The sequence below is a fragment of the Aeromonas sp. s9 genome (assembly GCF_040907765.1).
In the GTDB taxonomy this organism is placed as follows: domain Bacteria; phylum Pseudomonadota; class Gammaproteobacteria; order Enterobacterales; family Aeromonadaceae; genus Aeromonas; species Aeromonas caviae.
Genome location: NZ_JBFOCK010000015.1, coordinates 203,156 through 217,006, shown reverse-complemented (window position 1 = coordinate 217,006; position 13,851 = coordinate 203,156). Strand labels below are relative to the sequence as shown.

Genomic DNA, 13,851 nt, shown 5'->3' with positions numbered 1-13,851 from the left:
TGACGCCATGGACAGGGGCCCGGCGACAGGGCACCCCGCAGGCCCGCTTCTCATCAGGCCGTCTGCGGCTCGGGCTCGGATTCCGTATCCCGGTCCCGACTGAAGTAGGCACGGGTCTCGGCAATCACCACGTGGCGCAGGCCGATGAGACCGATGAGGTTGGGCACCGCCATCAGGCCGTTGACGATGTCGGCCAAGAGCCAGATCAGGTCCAGATGGAGGAAGGCACCGCTCGCCACCAGCACCAGATAGATGAGGCGGTAGGGTTTGATCGCCTTCACCCCGAACAGGTACTCGGTGCAGCGCTCGCCGTAGTAGTTCCAGCCAAGGATGGTGGTAAAGGCGAAGAACAGGAGGCCGATGCTCACCAGATACTGACCCACATGGGCATCCAGCCCCTGGGCAAAGGCCAGACTGGTCATGGCCGCACCGCTTGCATCGCCGCTCCACACCCCGGTCACCACCAGCGTCAGGCCGGTCATGGTGCAGATGATGATGGTGTCGATGAAGGTACCGGTCATGGAGACCAGCCCCTGCTCCACGCAGGAATCGGTCTTGGCCGCCGCCGCCGCGATGGGGGCCGAACCCAGCCCCGACTCGTTGGAGAAGACCCCGCGCGCCACCCCGGACTGGATCGCCAGCATGATGCCGGCGCCGACGAAACCGCCGGTGGCCGCATGGCCGGTGAAGGCGCTCCCGATCACCAGCATGACCGCATCGGGCAGGGCGCCTGCATTGTTCACCAGCACCCCGGCACAGGCGACGATGTAGAAGATGGCCATGAAGGGCACCACCTTGCTCGACACACTGGAGATGGACTGGATACCCCCCAGGGTCACCAGCGCCACGATCAGGGTCAGCACCACGGCGGTCACTTCACGGGGTACCGAGAAGGAGAGGCTCATGGCATCACTGATGGCGTTGACCTGGGGGAAGGTACCGATGCCGAAGAAGGCGACGCCGATGCCGAACAGGGCAAACAGCTTGGCGAGCGGCCTGGAGCCGAGCCCCTTCTCCAGATAGTACATGGGGCCACCTGCCATCTGGCCGTTGGCGTCCTGCTGGCGATATTTCACCGCCAGCAGGCACTCGGCGTACTTGGTGGCCATGCCGAACAGGGCGGCCATCCACATCCAGAACAGGGCGCCCGGGCCGCCGAGCTTGATGGCGGTGGCGACCCCGACGATGTTGCCGGTGCCGATGGTGGCGGAGAGGGCGGTGCACAGGGCACCAAAGCTGGAGACATCCCCTTGCTTGCCCTGCCCCTGATCGCGGCCAAAGACCAGCTTGAGGGCCAGCGGCAAACGCACGATCTGAAGCAGACCCAATCGCCAGGTGAGATAGATACCGGTCCCGACCAGCAGGATCAGCAGGGGGGGACCCCAGATAAAGCTATCGATGGCGGCGAGCGCCGATTGAATTGATGACATGCATCCTCCTTAAAAAACAACGATTAAGGAGGAGAAGGATGATCTTCCCATAGGTATCGCGATCGGCCAGAGGCGATCGGATGCGGGCCAAAAACGTGTTCACACTCTTGCTGCGAGGCCGTGATCAAGGCTCATGCGCTGCTCGAAAGCCTCATGTATTTACATACACTCCGGTTCCTGCGCTGCTCTTTACCTTGCTGACGACCTCTCGTGACAGACCGTGAACAGTTTCAAGCTCAGGTACAACCATCCCATCCCCTCTGTCCTTTTGCCTGAGAGTTTCCGGCGCCAGATTGCGATGCAATCACGGTGCCTTGCTCCTTCGGCGCCCGATTCAACGGGTCTCTCCAGAGTATCGTCCAGTAGCAGTCCACACCGGTTGCCCGGTACCTGAAAGATTCACTTCTTCGGTGGATGGTTGCCCATCGCTCTCCTGCTACCTTCATCCGAACTAGTTTGGATCAGGAAGCGGGCATGGTAATCCAAAAAATGTGAGCTGTCTCGCACTCCCTGGCCCCGGCGCCCCCTTTTTACCTGGCCTCAACCCCCGGGCCTGATGTTATTAGTTCGTTAACTATCAACAGCTTATCAAGCTCCCTTCGGAGGTGCTCCCCATCACGGCCCTGATCGCTCCCCGTATCAAGAGCCTGTTTCGTCTCGACCAGAAAAACTTGCCGACATATCCAATCAAAATGCTTGCACACAAACTCAATAAGCCGATAATCCCGCGCATAACTAAGCACTTTGCAAGGGAGTTATGCAATGTGCCTGGTGGGTCCCTCCGGACCGCTCGCCTGAGCCGGCCGTCGCCGGTTCAATCGCATATGGCTTGGGCATATCACGCCCCCTAAGGACTATCAAAAGAGAATGAACGAGACCCTGGTCGCACAAGATTACCGTCAGTTGGTTGAACAATTCGGCTCCCCCCTGCTGCTGCTCGACAAGGCAGCCGTCCGCAAACAGTATCGGGCCCTGGCGGCCGCCCTGCCCGATGTGCGCTTGCATTATGCACTCAAGCCCCTGCCCCACGAGGCGGTGGTCTCTGTCTTGAAGGAAGAGGGGGCCTGTTTCGATCTGGCCACCAATGGCGAAGTGGATCTGGTGCGCAGCCAAGGGGTTCGCCCGGGACGCTGCATCCATACCCATCCCATCAAGCGTGACAGCGACATCCGTTATGCCCTGGAATTCGGCTGCACCGTGTTTGTCTATGACAACCCGCTGGAGCTGGAAAAGTTCCTGCCCTACAAGGATGAAGTGAAACTGCTGCTGCGGGTCAGCTTCCCGAACCCCGAGACCAAGGTCGATCTTTCCAAGAAGTTCGGCTGCACCCCGGAGCAGGCACTGCCGTTGCTGCAACTGGCCCAGGCCAAGGGGATCAAGGTGATGGGGCTGTCGTTCCACGTCGGCTCCCAGGTGCCCCACGCCCGTCGCCACGTGCAGGCCATCGACGCCTGCCGCGAGATCATGGAGCAGGCCTGGGAGCTAGGGCTCAAGCCCTGGGTGCTGGATATCGGCGGCGGCTTCCCGGTGGACTATGACGGCGGCGAGTTCGACATCGACGGTTTCTGCGCCCCGATCCGCGAGGCCCTGGCCAAGCTGCCCGCCACGGTGCAGAAGATTGCCGAGCCGGGCCGCTTCATCAGCGCGCCGGCCATGACCTCGGTCTCCAGCGTGATGGGCAAGGCCCACCGCGGCGACAAGATCTGGTACTACCTGGATGACGGTCTCTACGGCAGCTACAACGGCCAGCTCTACGACCACGTCACCTACCCGGTGAGCACGCCCTATGCCCACGGCGAACTGCACAATGCGGTGCTCTCCGGCCCCACCTGCGACAGCGTGGACGTCATCCGCGACAGCATCATGCTGCCGGATCTCGAGATCGGCGAGCTGGTGGTGGGTCGGGTGATGGGGGCCTACACCTGGGCCTCCGCGTCCACCTTCAACTTCTTCCCCAAGGCGAGCATCCTGATCCTGGACAGCGCCCAGAAGCAGAAGCTGGTTGCCGTGGCCTGAGACCAGGCCCCGCGCACAAAAAAGAGGGGACGCTGCGGCGTCCCCCCTTTCATTTCATCACCAGACTAGATGAACTGGCTCGTCAGCAGCCAGCCGGTGTAGGCGACGAAGCAGGCGAGCAGCACGCCCCCCTCCAGCCGGTTGATGCGCCCCTGCCCCTTGCGGCCCAGACACATCACCAGCAGCAACAGGGTCAGCCCCATCATGATGCTCCAGTCGCGGGAAAGCACTTCGGGCGCCACCTCGAGCGGGTGGATGCCAGCGGCGATGCCCACCACGGCCAGGGTGTTGAACAGGTTGGAACCCAGCACGTTGCCAAGGGCCAGATCGTGCTCGTTCTTGCGGATGGCGATGAGGGACGATGCCAGCTCCGGCAGGGAGGTCCCCACCGCGACTATGGTCAGGCCAATCACCAGATCGCTGATGCCAAAGCCCTGGGCGATGGTCACCGCCCCCCACACCAGCAGACGGGAAGCCCCGATCAGCAGCACCAGGCCGACGATGAGCCAGAGGATGGCGCTCTTGAGAGACATACCCTCGGAGACGATGTCCTCCTCGGTATCCGTATCCAGCGCATCCCCCTTGCCGTTCATGCCGGCCCAGATGGACCAGCCCATCAGCACTGCGAATACGGCCCCCAGAATGGCGGCATCCATCCGGCCCAGATTGCCATCGATGAGCAGGGCGCCGGAGAGCAGGGTGATGCCGAGCAGGATGGGGATCTCCTTGCGCACCACCTGGGAGGCGACGGCGATGGGGCTGATCAGGGCGGTCAGACCCAGGATCAGGGCAATATTGGTGATGTTGGAGCCATAGGCATTGCCGAGCGCGAGCCCGGGATTGCCCTGGGAGGCCGCCAGCGCGGAGACCACCATCTCGGGGGCCGAGGTACCAAAACCGATGATCACCATGCCGATCAGCAGCGGCGGCATACCGGCGTAACGGGCGGTGGCGGCTGCGCCGTCCACGAACTTGTCGGCACTCCAGACCAGCAACGCCAGTCCGGCAATCAGGGCAACAAAAGCCAGGGTCATATTGTTCTATCTCATCCACGGCAAACACGAGAGCCAGGCAAGTTGCCTGGCTCCATCCAAACGCGGCCTCAGTGTAACGGGGCCGCTTGCTATTTCAAGGTGTAATCAAACGCCGATTAATCTTTCACAGCGCCGCCAGCAGGCTCTGGGCATCCGACACCTCGAACTTGCCCGGCGCCTCCACGAAGAGCCGCTCCACCACACCATCGTTGGCGATGAGGGCAAAACGCTGGGCCCGCACGCCGCCGAAGGCCCCGGTCTCCTTGGCAAGACCCAGTGCCCGGGTCCAGCTGCCGTCGCCGTCCGCCAGCATGGTGATGTCAGCGGCGTTCTGTGCCTCCTGCCACGCCTTCATCACGAAGGCGTCGTTGACCGACAGACAGCACAGTTCCACCCCCTTGGCCCTGAACTGATCGGCCAGCACCACGTAGCCCGGCAGGTGGGCGTTGGAGCAGGTGGGGGTGAAGGCGCCGGGCACCGCAAAGAGTACCACCCGCTTGTCGGCAAACAGGGCCCGGGTATCCTTCACCTGCTTGCCCTCGGCGGTGATAAAGGTAAATTCCCCTGCGGGCAGGGATTGACCGACCGTGATCATGATGACGCATCCTTCTGTGGTTCAAAGAGGCCCAGTCTACCCCATTCCACCAGAAGGCGAAGGGGTCCATCGAGCAGCAACAAAGCGATTGGGGAGCGAACGCCTGTCGCCCCTATTTCTGGCCTGATGGCAGGCGCCTTGCCTGCCAGGTGGCGATGGCAAGCAGGGAGTCAGGCGTGAACTCGTCCGCCCGATCGGCTATCTCGCCCAGGCTCATCCAGTGCACCTCGCTCACCTCTTCGGCCTGCAGTTGCAGCGGCCCCTGATAGTGACAGCTGAACAGGCCGCCCCAGACCCGGTAGCGGCTGCCGCTCGCCTCCCCTTCGGCATAGAAGGTGCCGTAATCCTGCAGGGGCACGTCGCGGATCCCCAGCTCCTCGGCCAGCTCACGCCGTGCGGAAAGGGCCATGGCCTCCCCCGTGGTCACCACGCCACCGGCGCAGGCATCCAGCATGCCGGGGCAAAAATCCTTGCTCGGGGTGCGCCGCTGCACCAGGATGCGCTCAGCCTCATCCAGCACCAGGATGTAGCTGGCACGATGGCGCAGGTTTTCCTGACGCACCCTGGCGCGCTCGGCCACCCCGATCACCCTGTCCTGCTCGTCTACTATGCCCACCCACTCCACGTGCGGCACCTTTGTCATGTCTGCAATGGCCGCAGTATATCGGGCCCCGGACCCGGACTCTCACTACTTTTTCAACGCAGGGGCTGCACGCCAGTCGATCACAAGACAGATTCATACAAATCTTTATCAAGTGTCACATCAGTGTCACGGTCCGTCGGCATAGTGTGCCCTGTCCAAACAACAGGGTCTCTTGCCATGAAGGTGTTCAAGCAGTGGTCTCCCCGTCGAATTGCTCGCTATATCAAGAGCTTCCATCATGGAAGCTTCATGGTTGAAGCACTGGGGCGGTTTGAGTTTCAAGGGGGGATCATCGATGTGAAGCCGTTGAGCTGTCATCAGGCGCTGAGCCTGGCCCGGCAGATCAACCTGGCCGTGCGCGATCTGCGCACCACCACCCTGTTGCCGGGCTGACATACTCCTTTCTGTCTGTCGTCGACTTCCATGTACACATTTGCCCGCCGCTCATTCGAGCGTGCGGGCTGTTTTTCTGAAGGTTGTGCCCTGCCTCAGTGCTGCAGGATCTGGGAGAGGAAGAGCTTGGTCCGATCGGACTGGGGGTTGTCAAAGAACTGATCCGGCACGTTCTCTTCGATGATTTGCCCCCGGTCCATGAAGATCACCCTGTCCGCCACCTGCTTGGCAAACCCCATCTCGTGGGTGACGCAGAGCATGGTCATCCCCTCGTGGGCCAGCTCCACCATCACATCCAGCACCTCCCGCACCATCTCGGGATCCAGCGCAGACGTCGGCTCGTCAAACAGCATGACCTGGGGATTCATGCACAGACTGCGGGCGATGGCGACCCGCTGCTGCTGGCCACCGGAGAGCTGCCCCGGATACTTGAGCGCCTGTTCGGGGATCCGCACCCGGCGCAGGAAGTTCATGGCGATCTCCTCGGCCTCCTTGCGCGGCAACTGCTTGACCCAGATGGGCGCCAGGCAACAGTTCTCCAGCACGGTCAGATGGGGGAAGAGGTTGAAGTGCTGGAACACCATGCCCACCTCCCGGCGCACCGTCTCGATGTTCTTGAGATCCGAGGTCAGGGCCGTGCCCTTGACCAGGATGTCTCCGCTCTGGTGCTCTTCCAGCCGGTTGATGCAGCGGATCATGGTGGACTTGCCCGACCCCGATGGTCCGCAGATGACGATCTTCTCCCCTCTGCCCACCTGCAGGTTGATGTTGCGCAGCACGTGAAACTCACCGTACCACTTGTTGACCTCTTTCAGTTCGACAACTGCGTCCGTTTTCATATCAGAACGACTCCTAATGCTTGTGGCCCGTGTTGAGTTTGCGCTCCAGATAGATGGAGTAGCGGGACATGCCAAAACAGAACATCCAGAAGATCATGGCGATAAAGACATAAGCTTCGGTGGAATACCCCAGCCAGGCCGGATCCGCCAGGGCCACCTTGGAGATGGCCAGCAGATCGAACAGCCCGATGATCAGCACCAGGCTGGTGTCCTTGAACAGGGAAATAAAGGTGTTCACCAGGGAAGGAATGGTGATCTTGAGGGCCTGGGGCATGATGATGAGGCCCATCACCTTCCAGTAGGAGAGCCCGAGGGCATCCCCCGCCTCATATTGCCCCTTGGGGATCGCCTGCAGCCCCCCTCTCACCACCTCGGCCACATAGGCCGCCTGGAACAGGATGATGCCGATGAGCGCCCGCAGCAGCTTGTCGAGCTCCACCTCGGTACTCATGAACAGTGGCAGCATGACGGACGCCATGAAGAGCACAGTAATGAGCGGCACCGCCCGCCAGAACTCGATGTAGACGGTACAGAGGCTGGAGATGACCGGCATGTGGGAGCGACGCCCCAGTGCCAGCAGGATGCCGAACGGCAGTGCTACGACTATGCCCACCACCGCCAGCACCAGGGTGAGCATCAGCCCGCCCCAGCGGTTCGTTTCCACCACCTCCAGCCCCGCTCCCCCATGGATGAGGAAGAAGGCGATGACAGGGAACACCAGCAGGGTGAAGAGCGCCAGCCACCCCTTGCGCGGGGTCTTTGGCCAGATGAGCAGGGCCAGCAGCGCCGCCAGACCGGCGAAGGTCAGGTTGATGCGCCAGTACTGATCAGCCGGGTAGAAGCCATAGAGATACTGCCCCAGCCGGCTCTCGATGAAGATCCAGCAGGCACCGCCCTGGACGCAGGCCTCGCGGCTGCTCCCCTGCCAGGTGGCCGAGAACAGCGCCCAGTCCAGTGCAGACCAGATGAGTGGCAGCAACAGATAGGCCAGCACCAGGGTCAGCAGGCCGTTCCACCAGTTGGGGAAAAGGTTCTGCCTGATCCAGGCGAGCGGCCCCCGACGGTGGTTGGGAGGCGGCAGCGCCTCCTGCAATTCATTCACGAACATGACAGCTCCCTAGCGCTCAACCAGCGTCATTCTGCGGTTGTAGATGTTCATCAGCACCGAGGTGGTGATACTGATGACGAGATAGACCCCCATGGTCATGGCGATGACCTCGATGGCCTGCCCTGTCTGGTTGAGAGTCGTCCCCATGAACACCGAGACCAGATCCGGGTAGCCGATGGCGGTCGCTAGGGAGGAGTTCTTGGTGAGGTTCAGATACTGGCTGGTCAAGGGAGGAATGATGACCCGCATGGCCTGGGGAATGATCACCAGCCGCAGCGTCTTGGTGGGCGAGAGCCCGAGGGCGGAAGCCGCCTCAGTCTGCCCCTTGCTGATGGCCAGGATGCCGGATCGCACTATCTCGGCGATGAAGGCCGCCGTATAGATGGTGAGCGCCAGCAAGAGGGCCGCGAGCTCCGGCAGCACCGTCAGCCCGCCCCGGAAGTTGAACCCCTGCAGCGCAGGCACGCTCCAGCTGAGCGGGCTGCCCGCCAGCAGGAAGGTGATCCCCGGGAGCAGCATGACCAGGGCGGCCACACAGCGCCAGAACGGGAAGATCCTGCCGGTCAGGACCTGACGGCGGCGAGCCCAGCGGCCCAGCCCCCAGCTCAGCAGCACCGCGAGCACCAGTGCCCAGAGCACGTAGCCGAATCCCTCTTCGAACAGGGGCTTGGGCAGATAGAAGCCCCGCACGTTGAGGAAGGCGAGCCCGCCAATATCCACGCTCTGACGCGGGGAAGGCAGGGTACGCAGCACCGAGAAATACCAGAAGAAGATCTGCAGCAGCAGCGGGATGTTGCGAAACGTCTCTATGTAGACGGCCGCTATCTTGGCCACCAGCCAGTTGCGCGACAGGCGCGCGACCCCGAGTGCGAACCCGAGCAGGGTGGCAAACAGGATGCCGAGCACGGAGACCAGCAGGGTGTTGAGCAGACCCACCACGAAGGTGCGACCGAAGGTATAGGTCTCGTCATAGGGGATGAGGCTCTGCAAGATGCCGAAACCGGCCGTGTTGCCCAGAAAATCAAAGCCTGTGGTGATGCCACGGGTGGCCAGATTGGTCAGGGCATTGTTGACGATGTAGAACAGAAACCCGATAACCGCCGCGATGGCCAGGCACTGGAAGAGCAGCGCCCGCACCTTGGCGTCATACCACCAGCGGCCCTGTTCTTTCCTATGGTTTGATGCGTGTAACGCCATGAGGATGACTCCGACAAAGCCAGGGATAACATGGGGGGCCAGGCCCCCCGGTGACTGTCGACTCAGCGGATGGGTGGCGCGTACATCAGACCGCCCTTGTTCCAGAGGGCATTGATGCCGCGATCAATCTTGAGGGGGGAGCCGGCACCGACGTTGCGATCGAAGGATTCACCGTAGTTGCCGACCTGTTTGACGATGTTGTAGGCCCATTTGTCATCCAGCCCCAGCACAGTCCCTTTGGGCTCTTCCAGCCCCAGCAGGCGACGGATGTCAGGATTGGTGGACTTGAGCATCTCGTCCACGTTGGCAGAGGTGACCCCGGCCTCCTCGGCATTGAGCATGGCGTTGAGGCTCCAGCGCACCACCTTGAACCACTGATCGTCACCCTGACGCACGGCTGGGCCCAGCGGCTCCTTGGAGATGACCTCCGGCAGCACCACGGCCTCCTCTGGCTTGGTGAGCTTGATCTTGAGGGCATAGAGCTGGGACTGATCCGAGGTCAGCACGTCACAGCGGCCGGCTTCGAAGCCCTTGACGGTCTGATCCGAGGTATCGAACACCACTGGGGTGTACTTCATGCCGCCATTGGCACGGAAATAGTCGGCCAGGTTGAGCTCGGTGGTGGTGCCGGACTGGATGCAGACAGCGGCACCGTCAAGCTCCTTGGCGCTCTTGACCCCGAGGGACTGCTTGACCAGGAACCCCTGCCCGTCGTAGTAGTTCACCCCGGCGAACGTGAGGCCCAGCGACCCATCCCGGGTCAGGGTCCAGGTGGTGTTGCGCGAGAGCAGATCCACTTCCCCGGACTGCAGGGCGGTAAAGCGCTCCTTGGCGGTGAGGGAGACATACTTGACCTTGCTGGCGTCCCCCAGTACCGCGGCGGCCACGGCGCGGCACACGTCCACGTCGAGCCCGGTCCAGGTTCCCTTGGCATCCGGGTTGGAGAACCCGGGCAGGCCGTCACCGACCCCGCACTGCACGAATCCCTTCTTCTTGACGGCATCCAGCGTACCGTCCGCCCACGCATTGGCTGCCATCAGCGACAGCGCCATCACCATACCTGCCTTGTGTATCTGCTTCATGTCACTCTTCCCTGTGGTTTGATTCGAACAGGCATCAAAATCTAGCGAGATGCCATCGTTTCCCTGCTTTTTGGCAGCTTATCCAGCCGCAGAAAAACCTGTCAATCGGTGCAATCCGGCCCAACCATGGTGCAACAGAACAAAATATCTAAACGGGGGAATATGCACTCTCAGAATCAAAAGTAGACCCTTATTTGCCAAATAGCCTGCTGCTTAAAACCCTTCTTGGCATGAGGATTATTTTTCGAAAATAAATCGGCTGCACCGCATTGGGGCAGCCATTTCTGCTGACAACTGACTCATCAGATTCAGTTTTATGCCAAAAGCACCAGAGTGAGGCAGCATGACTCCATATGGAAAAATGGCGATAACAGGCAGGGAAAAGCAACAGAAAAAGAGGTAAAAGGCGGGAAAATGGCGACCTCATCTCCCGCAGGCTGGGCTTCAGAAAACCAGGAGGTCATCCTCCCCGTGGACCATCCGCAATGTCGGTGATGACGCCGTTTTCGACGGTGACAAACTGCATGAATTCCCGCTTGCCGAAGTTGTAGGTCCAGCGCTCGGCATACTTGACCGTCACTCTCGCCCCGAAGCCGTTCTCCTCGAAGCGGGTGAGATCTTCCTTGAGCATCGGCTGGCCGCAGCGAACCAGCAGCTCTGCCGTGGTGTCTCCCTCGGTCAGCAAGGCGTTCTTGCAACGCAGGGTACCTGCCTGCACAGGCAAGGCCGCCACCAGCAACAACCACAGAACAGGTTTCATTTTGCACTCCATTTGAACAGCATGGCTCCCAGCGAGATGCACACCAGGGCGAACACCATGACCTGACCCAGAGGGCCTGCCACCTCCTGCCATCCCGCCCCTTCCAGCATCACGGCGCGGGCTGCTTCGATGATCTGGCTGAGGGGCAGCCTGGCCGCAAGCTGCTGCAGCCAGGCGGGCGCGCCTTCCAGCGAGAACCAGACACCGGATAAAAACATCATGGGCAAGCTGATGAGATTGAGCAAACCGCTCGCCAGCTCCTCGTTCTGCAGGCGAGCGGCGATGAGCAGGCCAAGGGAGGCCATGGCCGTTCCTCCCGCCAGAGCGATCACCAGCAGCAGCCACCCCGACCCGATGAGGGGCACATCCAGCAGCCAGTAGGCCGCGCAGAAGACCAGCAGGCTCACCACCAGGGTGATCAGCACCCGTGACAGCAACTGGGCGAAGAGAAACTCCAGCGCGCCGAGCGGCGTGGCTCGCAGCCGTTTCAGCACCCCGTTCTTGCGATAACGCACGATGACAAACCCGACCCCGAACAGGCCGGAGAACATCAGGTTCATGCCGATCACCCCGGGCAGCAGCCAGTCGCCGTAGCGGATGGCGCGCCCGCTCAGGGACTCTCTTTGCAAGGGCTCCTGCACCGCCTGGCGCAGCAGATACTCGGCCATGGCCCCCTGAGGGGCGTCCGGGTTTATCCAGTAACGCCCCCCGGCGGGTGAGAGCAGCAGGTCCAGCTGATGGTGACGGACCTTGAGCTGGCCTCTCGACGCCTCGTCATAGGGGATGATCTTGAGCAGCGGCACGGCGCGCAGCGGGGCATAGGTTGCGGGCAGTTCCCCCACCACCCCGATCTGCACCAGCGGTTTGGGCGGGCCGGAGAAGATGAGGGAGAAGCCGATGACCAGCAGGAGCGGGAAAAGCAGGTTCCACACCAAGGCCGCGCGATCGCGTACGAACTCGAGGGTGCGGGCATAGAAGAGCGCCCCGATGCGCTTGAGGGATCCCTTCATCGTCCACTCCCGGGATTGCATGTCGGCAAGGCGTACCGCAGCACGGAGGCCACGGTCAGACAGAACTCGGTCATCCCTCTCATGCGCCGCTCCGCAGGCTGTGACCGGTCAGGTTCAGGAAGAGATCTTCCAGATTGGGGGAGCGCACCTGCATGCCGGTGAGCGGCACACCAAGATCCAGCAAGGCTGGCAACAGGGTCGCCACGTCGGGGCAACAGAGCTCCACCTGATCGCCGACCGGACGCAGGGGATAGCCGAGCCCAGCCAGGGCCGGGTGCCCCCCAAGGCGCACCAGCACGCCGTCGAAGTGTTGCGCCAGCAAGGCAGCCGGCGTATCCAGACTGAGCAGGTGGCCGTGATCGACGATGGCAATCAGATCGCACAGCTGCTGCGCTTCGTCCATGTAGTGGGTGGTGAGCACCACCGTCTTGCCCTGGGCCTTGATCGCCTCTATTCGCTGCCAGAAGTGGTGGCGCGCCTGGGGATCCAGTCCTGTGGTGGGCTCATCCAGAAACAGCAGTTCGGGATCCCCGAGCAGGGCCAGAGCCAGCAGCAGGCGCTGACGCTGGCCCCCCGAGAGCTTGCGACTGTCCCTGTCGATGAACTCGCCCAAGGCGCACAGATCGATGAGCAGCTCCCGTGGCAAGGGATTGGGGTAGAGGCTGGCGAACAGGCGCAGGGTATCGCGCACCGTCAGGAAATCCTGTAGCGCCGTGTGCTGGAACTGGATGCCGATGCGGGAGCGATAATCCGGGCCGCGCGGGGCGCCGTGAAACAGGATCTGGCCGCTGTCCGGGGTGAGGATCCCCTCCAGCAGCTCTATGGTCGTGGTCTTGCCCGCCCCGTTAGGGCCGAGCAGGCCGAAACAACTGCCGGCGGGAATGGCAAAGCTGAGCCCGTCCACCGCCTTGACGCCGGGGAAGTGCTTGACGAGATCGACGACCTCGATGATGGCTGCCATGGCGTGTCTCCCTCACATGGCCGGAATGGACGACGCTCTGACTATATCCAAATCCCCGCCGAAGGCACATGGCCCGTTTGGGCGGCCCAAAAACAAACGGCGACCCCAGGGTCGCCGTTTGCATCACACCAGCCGGATCACAGGATGTCCAGCAGCTCCACTTCGAAGACCAGAGCGGAGTACGGCGGGATGGAGCCGGCGCCACGGGCACCGTAGGCCAGATCCTGCGGAATGTAGAGCTTCCACTTGGAGCCAACCGGCATCATCTGCAGCGCTTCCACCCAACCGGCGATCACGCCGGTCACCGGGAACTCGGCCGGTTGGCCGCGAGCAACGGAGCTGTCGAACACGCCACCGTGGGTGAAGGTACCGTGGTAGTGCACGCGCACGGACTGACCGGCAACCGGCACGGCGCCATTGCCTTCGACCATGACTTCATATTGCAGACCGGAGTCGGTGGTCTTCACTTCGGCGCGCTTGGCGTTGTCGGCCAGGAAGGCTTCGCCTTCGGCGGCAGCGGCCTTGGCGGCAGCTTCCTGCTCTTCCTGCATGCGGGCGGTGATCACCTGGAAGGCATCGTTGATATCGTCACGGCTGACCGCGAACTCCAGGCCGTTCAGGGCATCTGCCAGACCTTGTTGCAGGGCCGGGATATCCAGACCGGCGAAGGCTTGCTGAGCCAGTTGGTCGCCCATGTTGCGGCCGATGCCGTAGCTGGCCTTCTGTTCGATAGAGTCGTATTGGGACATTGAGAGGTTGCTCCGGGTCCTGATGGTAAAAGAG

Annotated in this window: 14 protein-coding genes and 1 riboswitch; of the genes, 2 read left to right on the top strand and 12 right to left on the bottom strand. The window is 62.0% G+C overall.

The features are described from left to right. Positions 1–53: 53 nt before the first annotated feature. Positions 54–1,430: a sodium:alanine symporter family protein gene (locus AB5Y54_RS03125; protein ID WP_045523510.1), complete on the bottom strand. Its 1,377-nt coding sequence runs from the start codon at positions 1,428–1,430 to the stop codon at positions 54–56. 250 nt (positions 1,431–1,680) lie between these two features. Beyond that, positions 1,681–1,791, bottom strand: a riboswitch (glycine riboswitch). Between the two features lie 506 nt (positions 1,792–2,297). Here AB5Y54_RS03125 and AB5Y54_RS03120 point away from each other — a divergent pair. Beyond that, positions 2,298–3,446 carry a type III PLP-dependent enzyme gene (locus AB5Y54_RS03120; RefSeq protein WP_010673490.1) on the top strand — a complete coding sequence of 383 codons (1,149 nt, stop codon included), beginning with the start codon at positions 2,298–2,300 and terminating at the stop codon, positions 3,444–3,446. 65 nt (positions 3,447–3,511) lie between these two features. Here AB5Y54_RS03120 and AB5Y54_RS03115 read toward each other — a convergent pair whose 3' ends face one another. The 3 genes from AB5Y54_RS03115 to yfcD form a co-directional block, all read right to left on the bottom strand. Next, positions 3,512–4,480 carry a calcium/sodium antiporter gene (locus AB5Y54_RS03115; RefSeq protein ID WP_010673489.1) on the bottom strand — a complete coding sequence of 323 codons (969 nt, stop codon included), beginning with the start codon at positions 4,478–4,480 and terminating at the stop codon, positions 3,512–3,514. A 124-nt stretch (positions 4,481–4,604) separates the two neighbouring features. Then, on the bottom strand, positions 4,605–5,075 hold the full coding sequence (locus tag AB5Y54_RS03110; protein ID WP_041213349.1) for a peroxiredoxin: 471 nt from the start codon (positions 5,073–5,075) through the stop codon (positions 4,605–4,607). Between the two features lie 112 nt (positions 5,076–5,187). Continuing rightward, positions 5,188–5,718, bottom strand: a complete 531-nt coding sequence (yfcD, locus tag AB5Y54_RS03105) for an NUDIX hydrolase YfcD (protein ID WP_368153217.1) — start codon at positions 5,716–5,718, stop codon at positions 5,188–5,190. A gap of 177 nt (positions 5,719–5,895) precedes the next feature. On the opposite strand from yfcD, the gene AB5Y54_RS03100 reads away from it, so the two are divergent. Beyond that, positions 5,896–6,111 (top strand): DUF1107 family protein, encoded by a 216-nt coding sequence (locus AB5Y54_RS03100; RefSeq protein WP_010673486.1) that lies wholly within the window; start codon positions 5,896–5,898, stop codon positions 6,109–6,111. A gap of 95 nt (positions 6,112–6,206) precedes the next feature. Here the strand turns inward: AB5Y54_RS03100 and AB5Y54_RS03095 are convergent, their stop codons facing one another. The 8 genes from AB5Y54_RS03095 to AB5Y54_RS03060 form a co-directional block, all read right to left on the bottom strand. Beyond that, entirely contained in the window at positions 6,207–6,950 is a 744-nt protein-coding gene (locus tag AB5Y54_RS03095; protein WP_010673485.1) for an amino acid ABC transporter ATP-binding protein, read from the bottom strand. Between the two features lie 13 nt (positions 6,951–6,963). Next, complete coding sequence (locus tag AB5Y54_RS03090) at positions 6,964–8,058, bottom strand: amino acid ABC transporter permease (RefSeq protein ID WP_010673484.1); 1,095 nt, start codon at positions 8,056–8,058, stop codon at positions 6,964–6,966. 9 nt (positions 8,059–8,067) lie between these two features. After that, positions 8,068–9,255 (bottom strand): amino acid ABC transporter permease, encoded by a 1,188-nt coding sequence (locus AB5Y54_RS03085; protein WP_241656683.1) that lies wholly within the window; start codon positions 9,253–9,255, stop codon positions 8,068–8,070. Positions 9,256–9,317: 62 nt separating this feature from the next. Then, positions 9,318–10,337, bottom strand: a complete 1,020-nt coding sequence (locus tag AB5Y54_RS03080) for an amino acid ABC transporter substrate-binding protein (RefSeq protein WP_010673482.1) — start codon at positions 10,335–10,337, stop codon at positions 9,318–9,320. A 460-nt stretch (positions 10,338–10,797) separates the two neighbouring features. Then, complete coding sequence (locus AB5Y54_RS03075; protein WP_029313965.1) at positions 10,798–11,109, bottom strand: DUF2845 domain-containing protein; 312 nt, start codon at positions 11,107–11,109, stop codon at positions 10,798–10,800. Beyond that, the gene (locus AB5Y54_RS03070) at positions 11,094–12,107 is read right to left on the bottom strand and encodes an ABC transporter permease (RefSeq protein ID WP_053288161.1); all 1,014 of its coding nucleotides are present in this window, start codon (positions 12,105–12,107) and stop codon (positions 11,094–11,096) included. The genes AB5Y54_RS03075 and AB5Y54_RS03070 overlap by 16 nt, the downstream gene beginning before the upstream one ends. Before the next feature lie 79 nt (positions 12,108–12,186). After that, complete coding sequence (locus tag AB5Y54_RS03065; protein WP_042015023.1) at positions 12,187–13,068, bottom strand: ABC transporter ATP-binding protein; 882 nt, start codon at positions 13,066–13,068, stop codon at positions 12,187–12,189. A gap of 137 nt (positions 13,069–13,205) precedes the next feature. Next, on the bottom strand, positions 13,206–13,817 hold the full coding sequence (locus AB5Y54_RS03060) for an FKBP-type peptidyl-prolyl cis-trans isomerase (RefSeq protein ID WP_010673478.1): 612 nt from the start codon (positions 13,815–13,817) through the stop codon (positions 13,206–13,208). Positions 13,818–13,851: the final 34 nt, after the last annotated feature.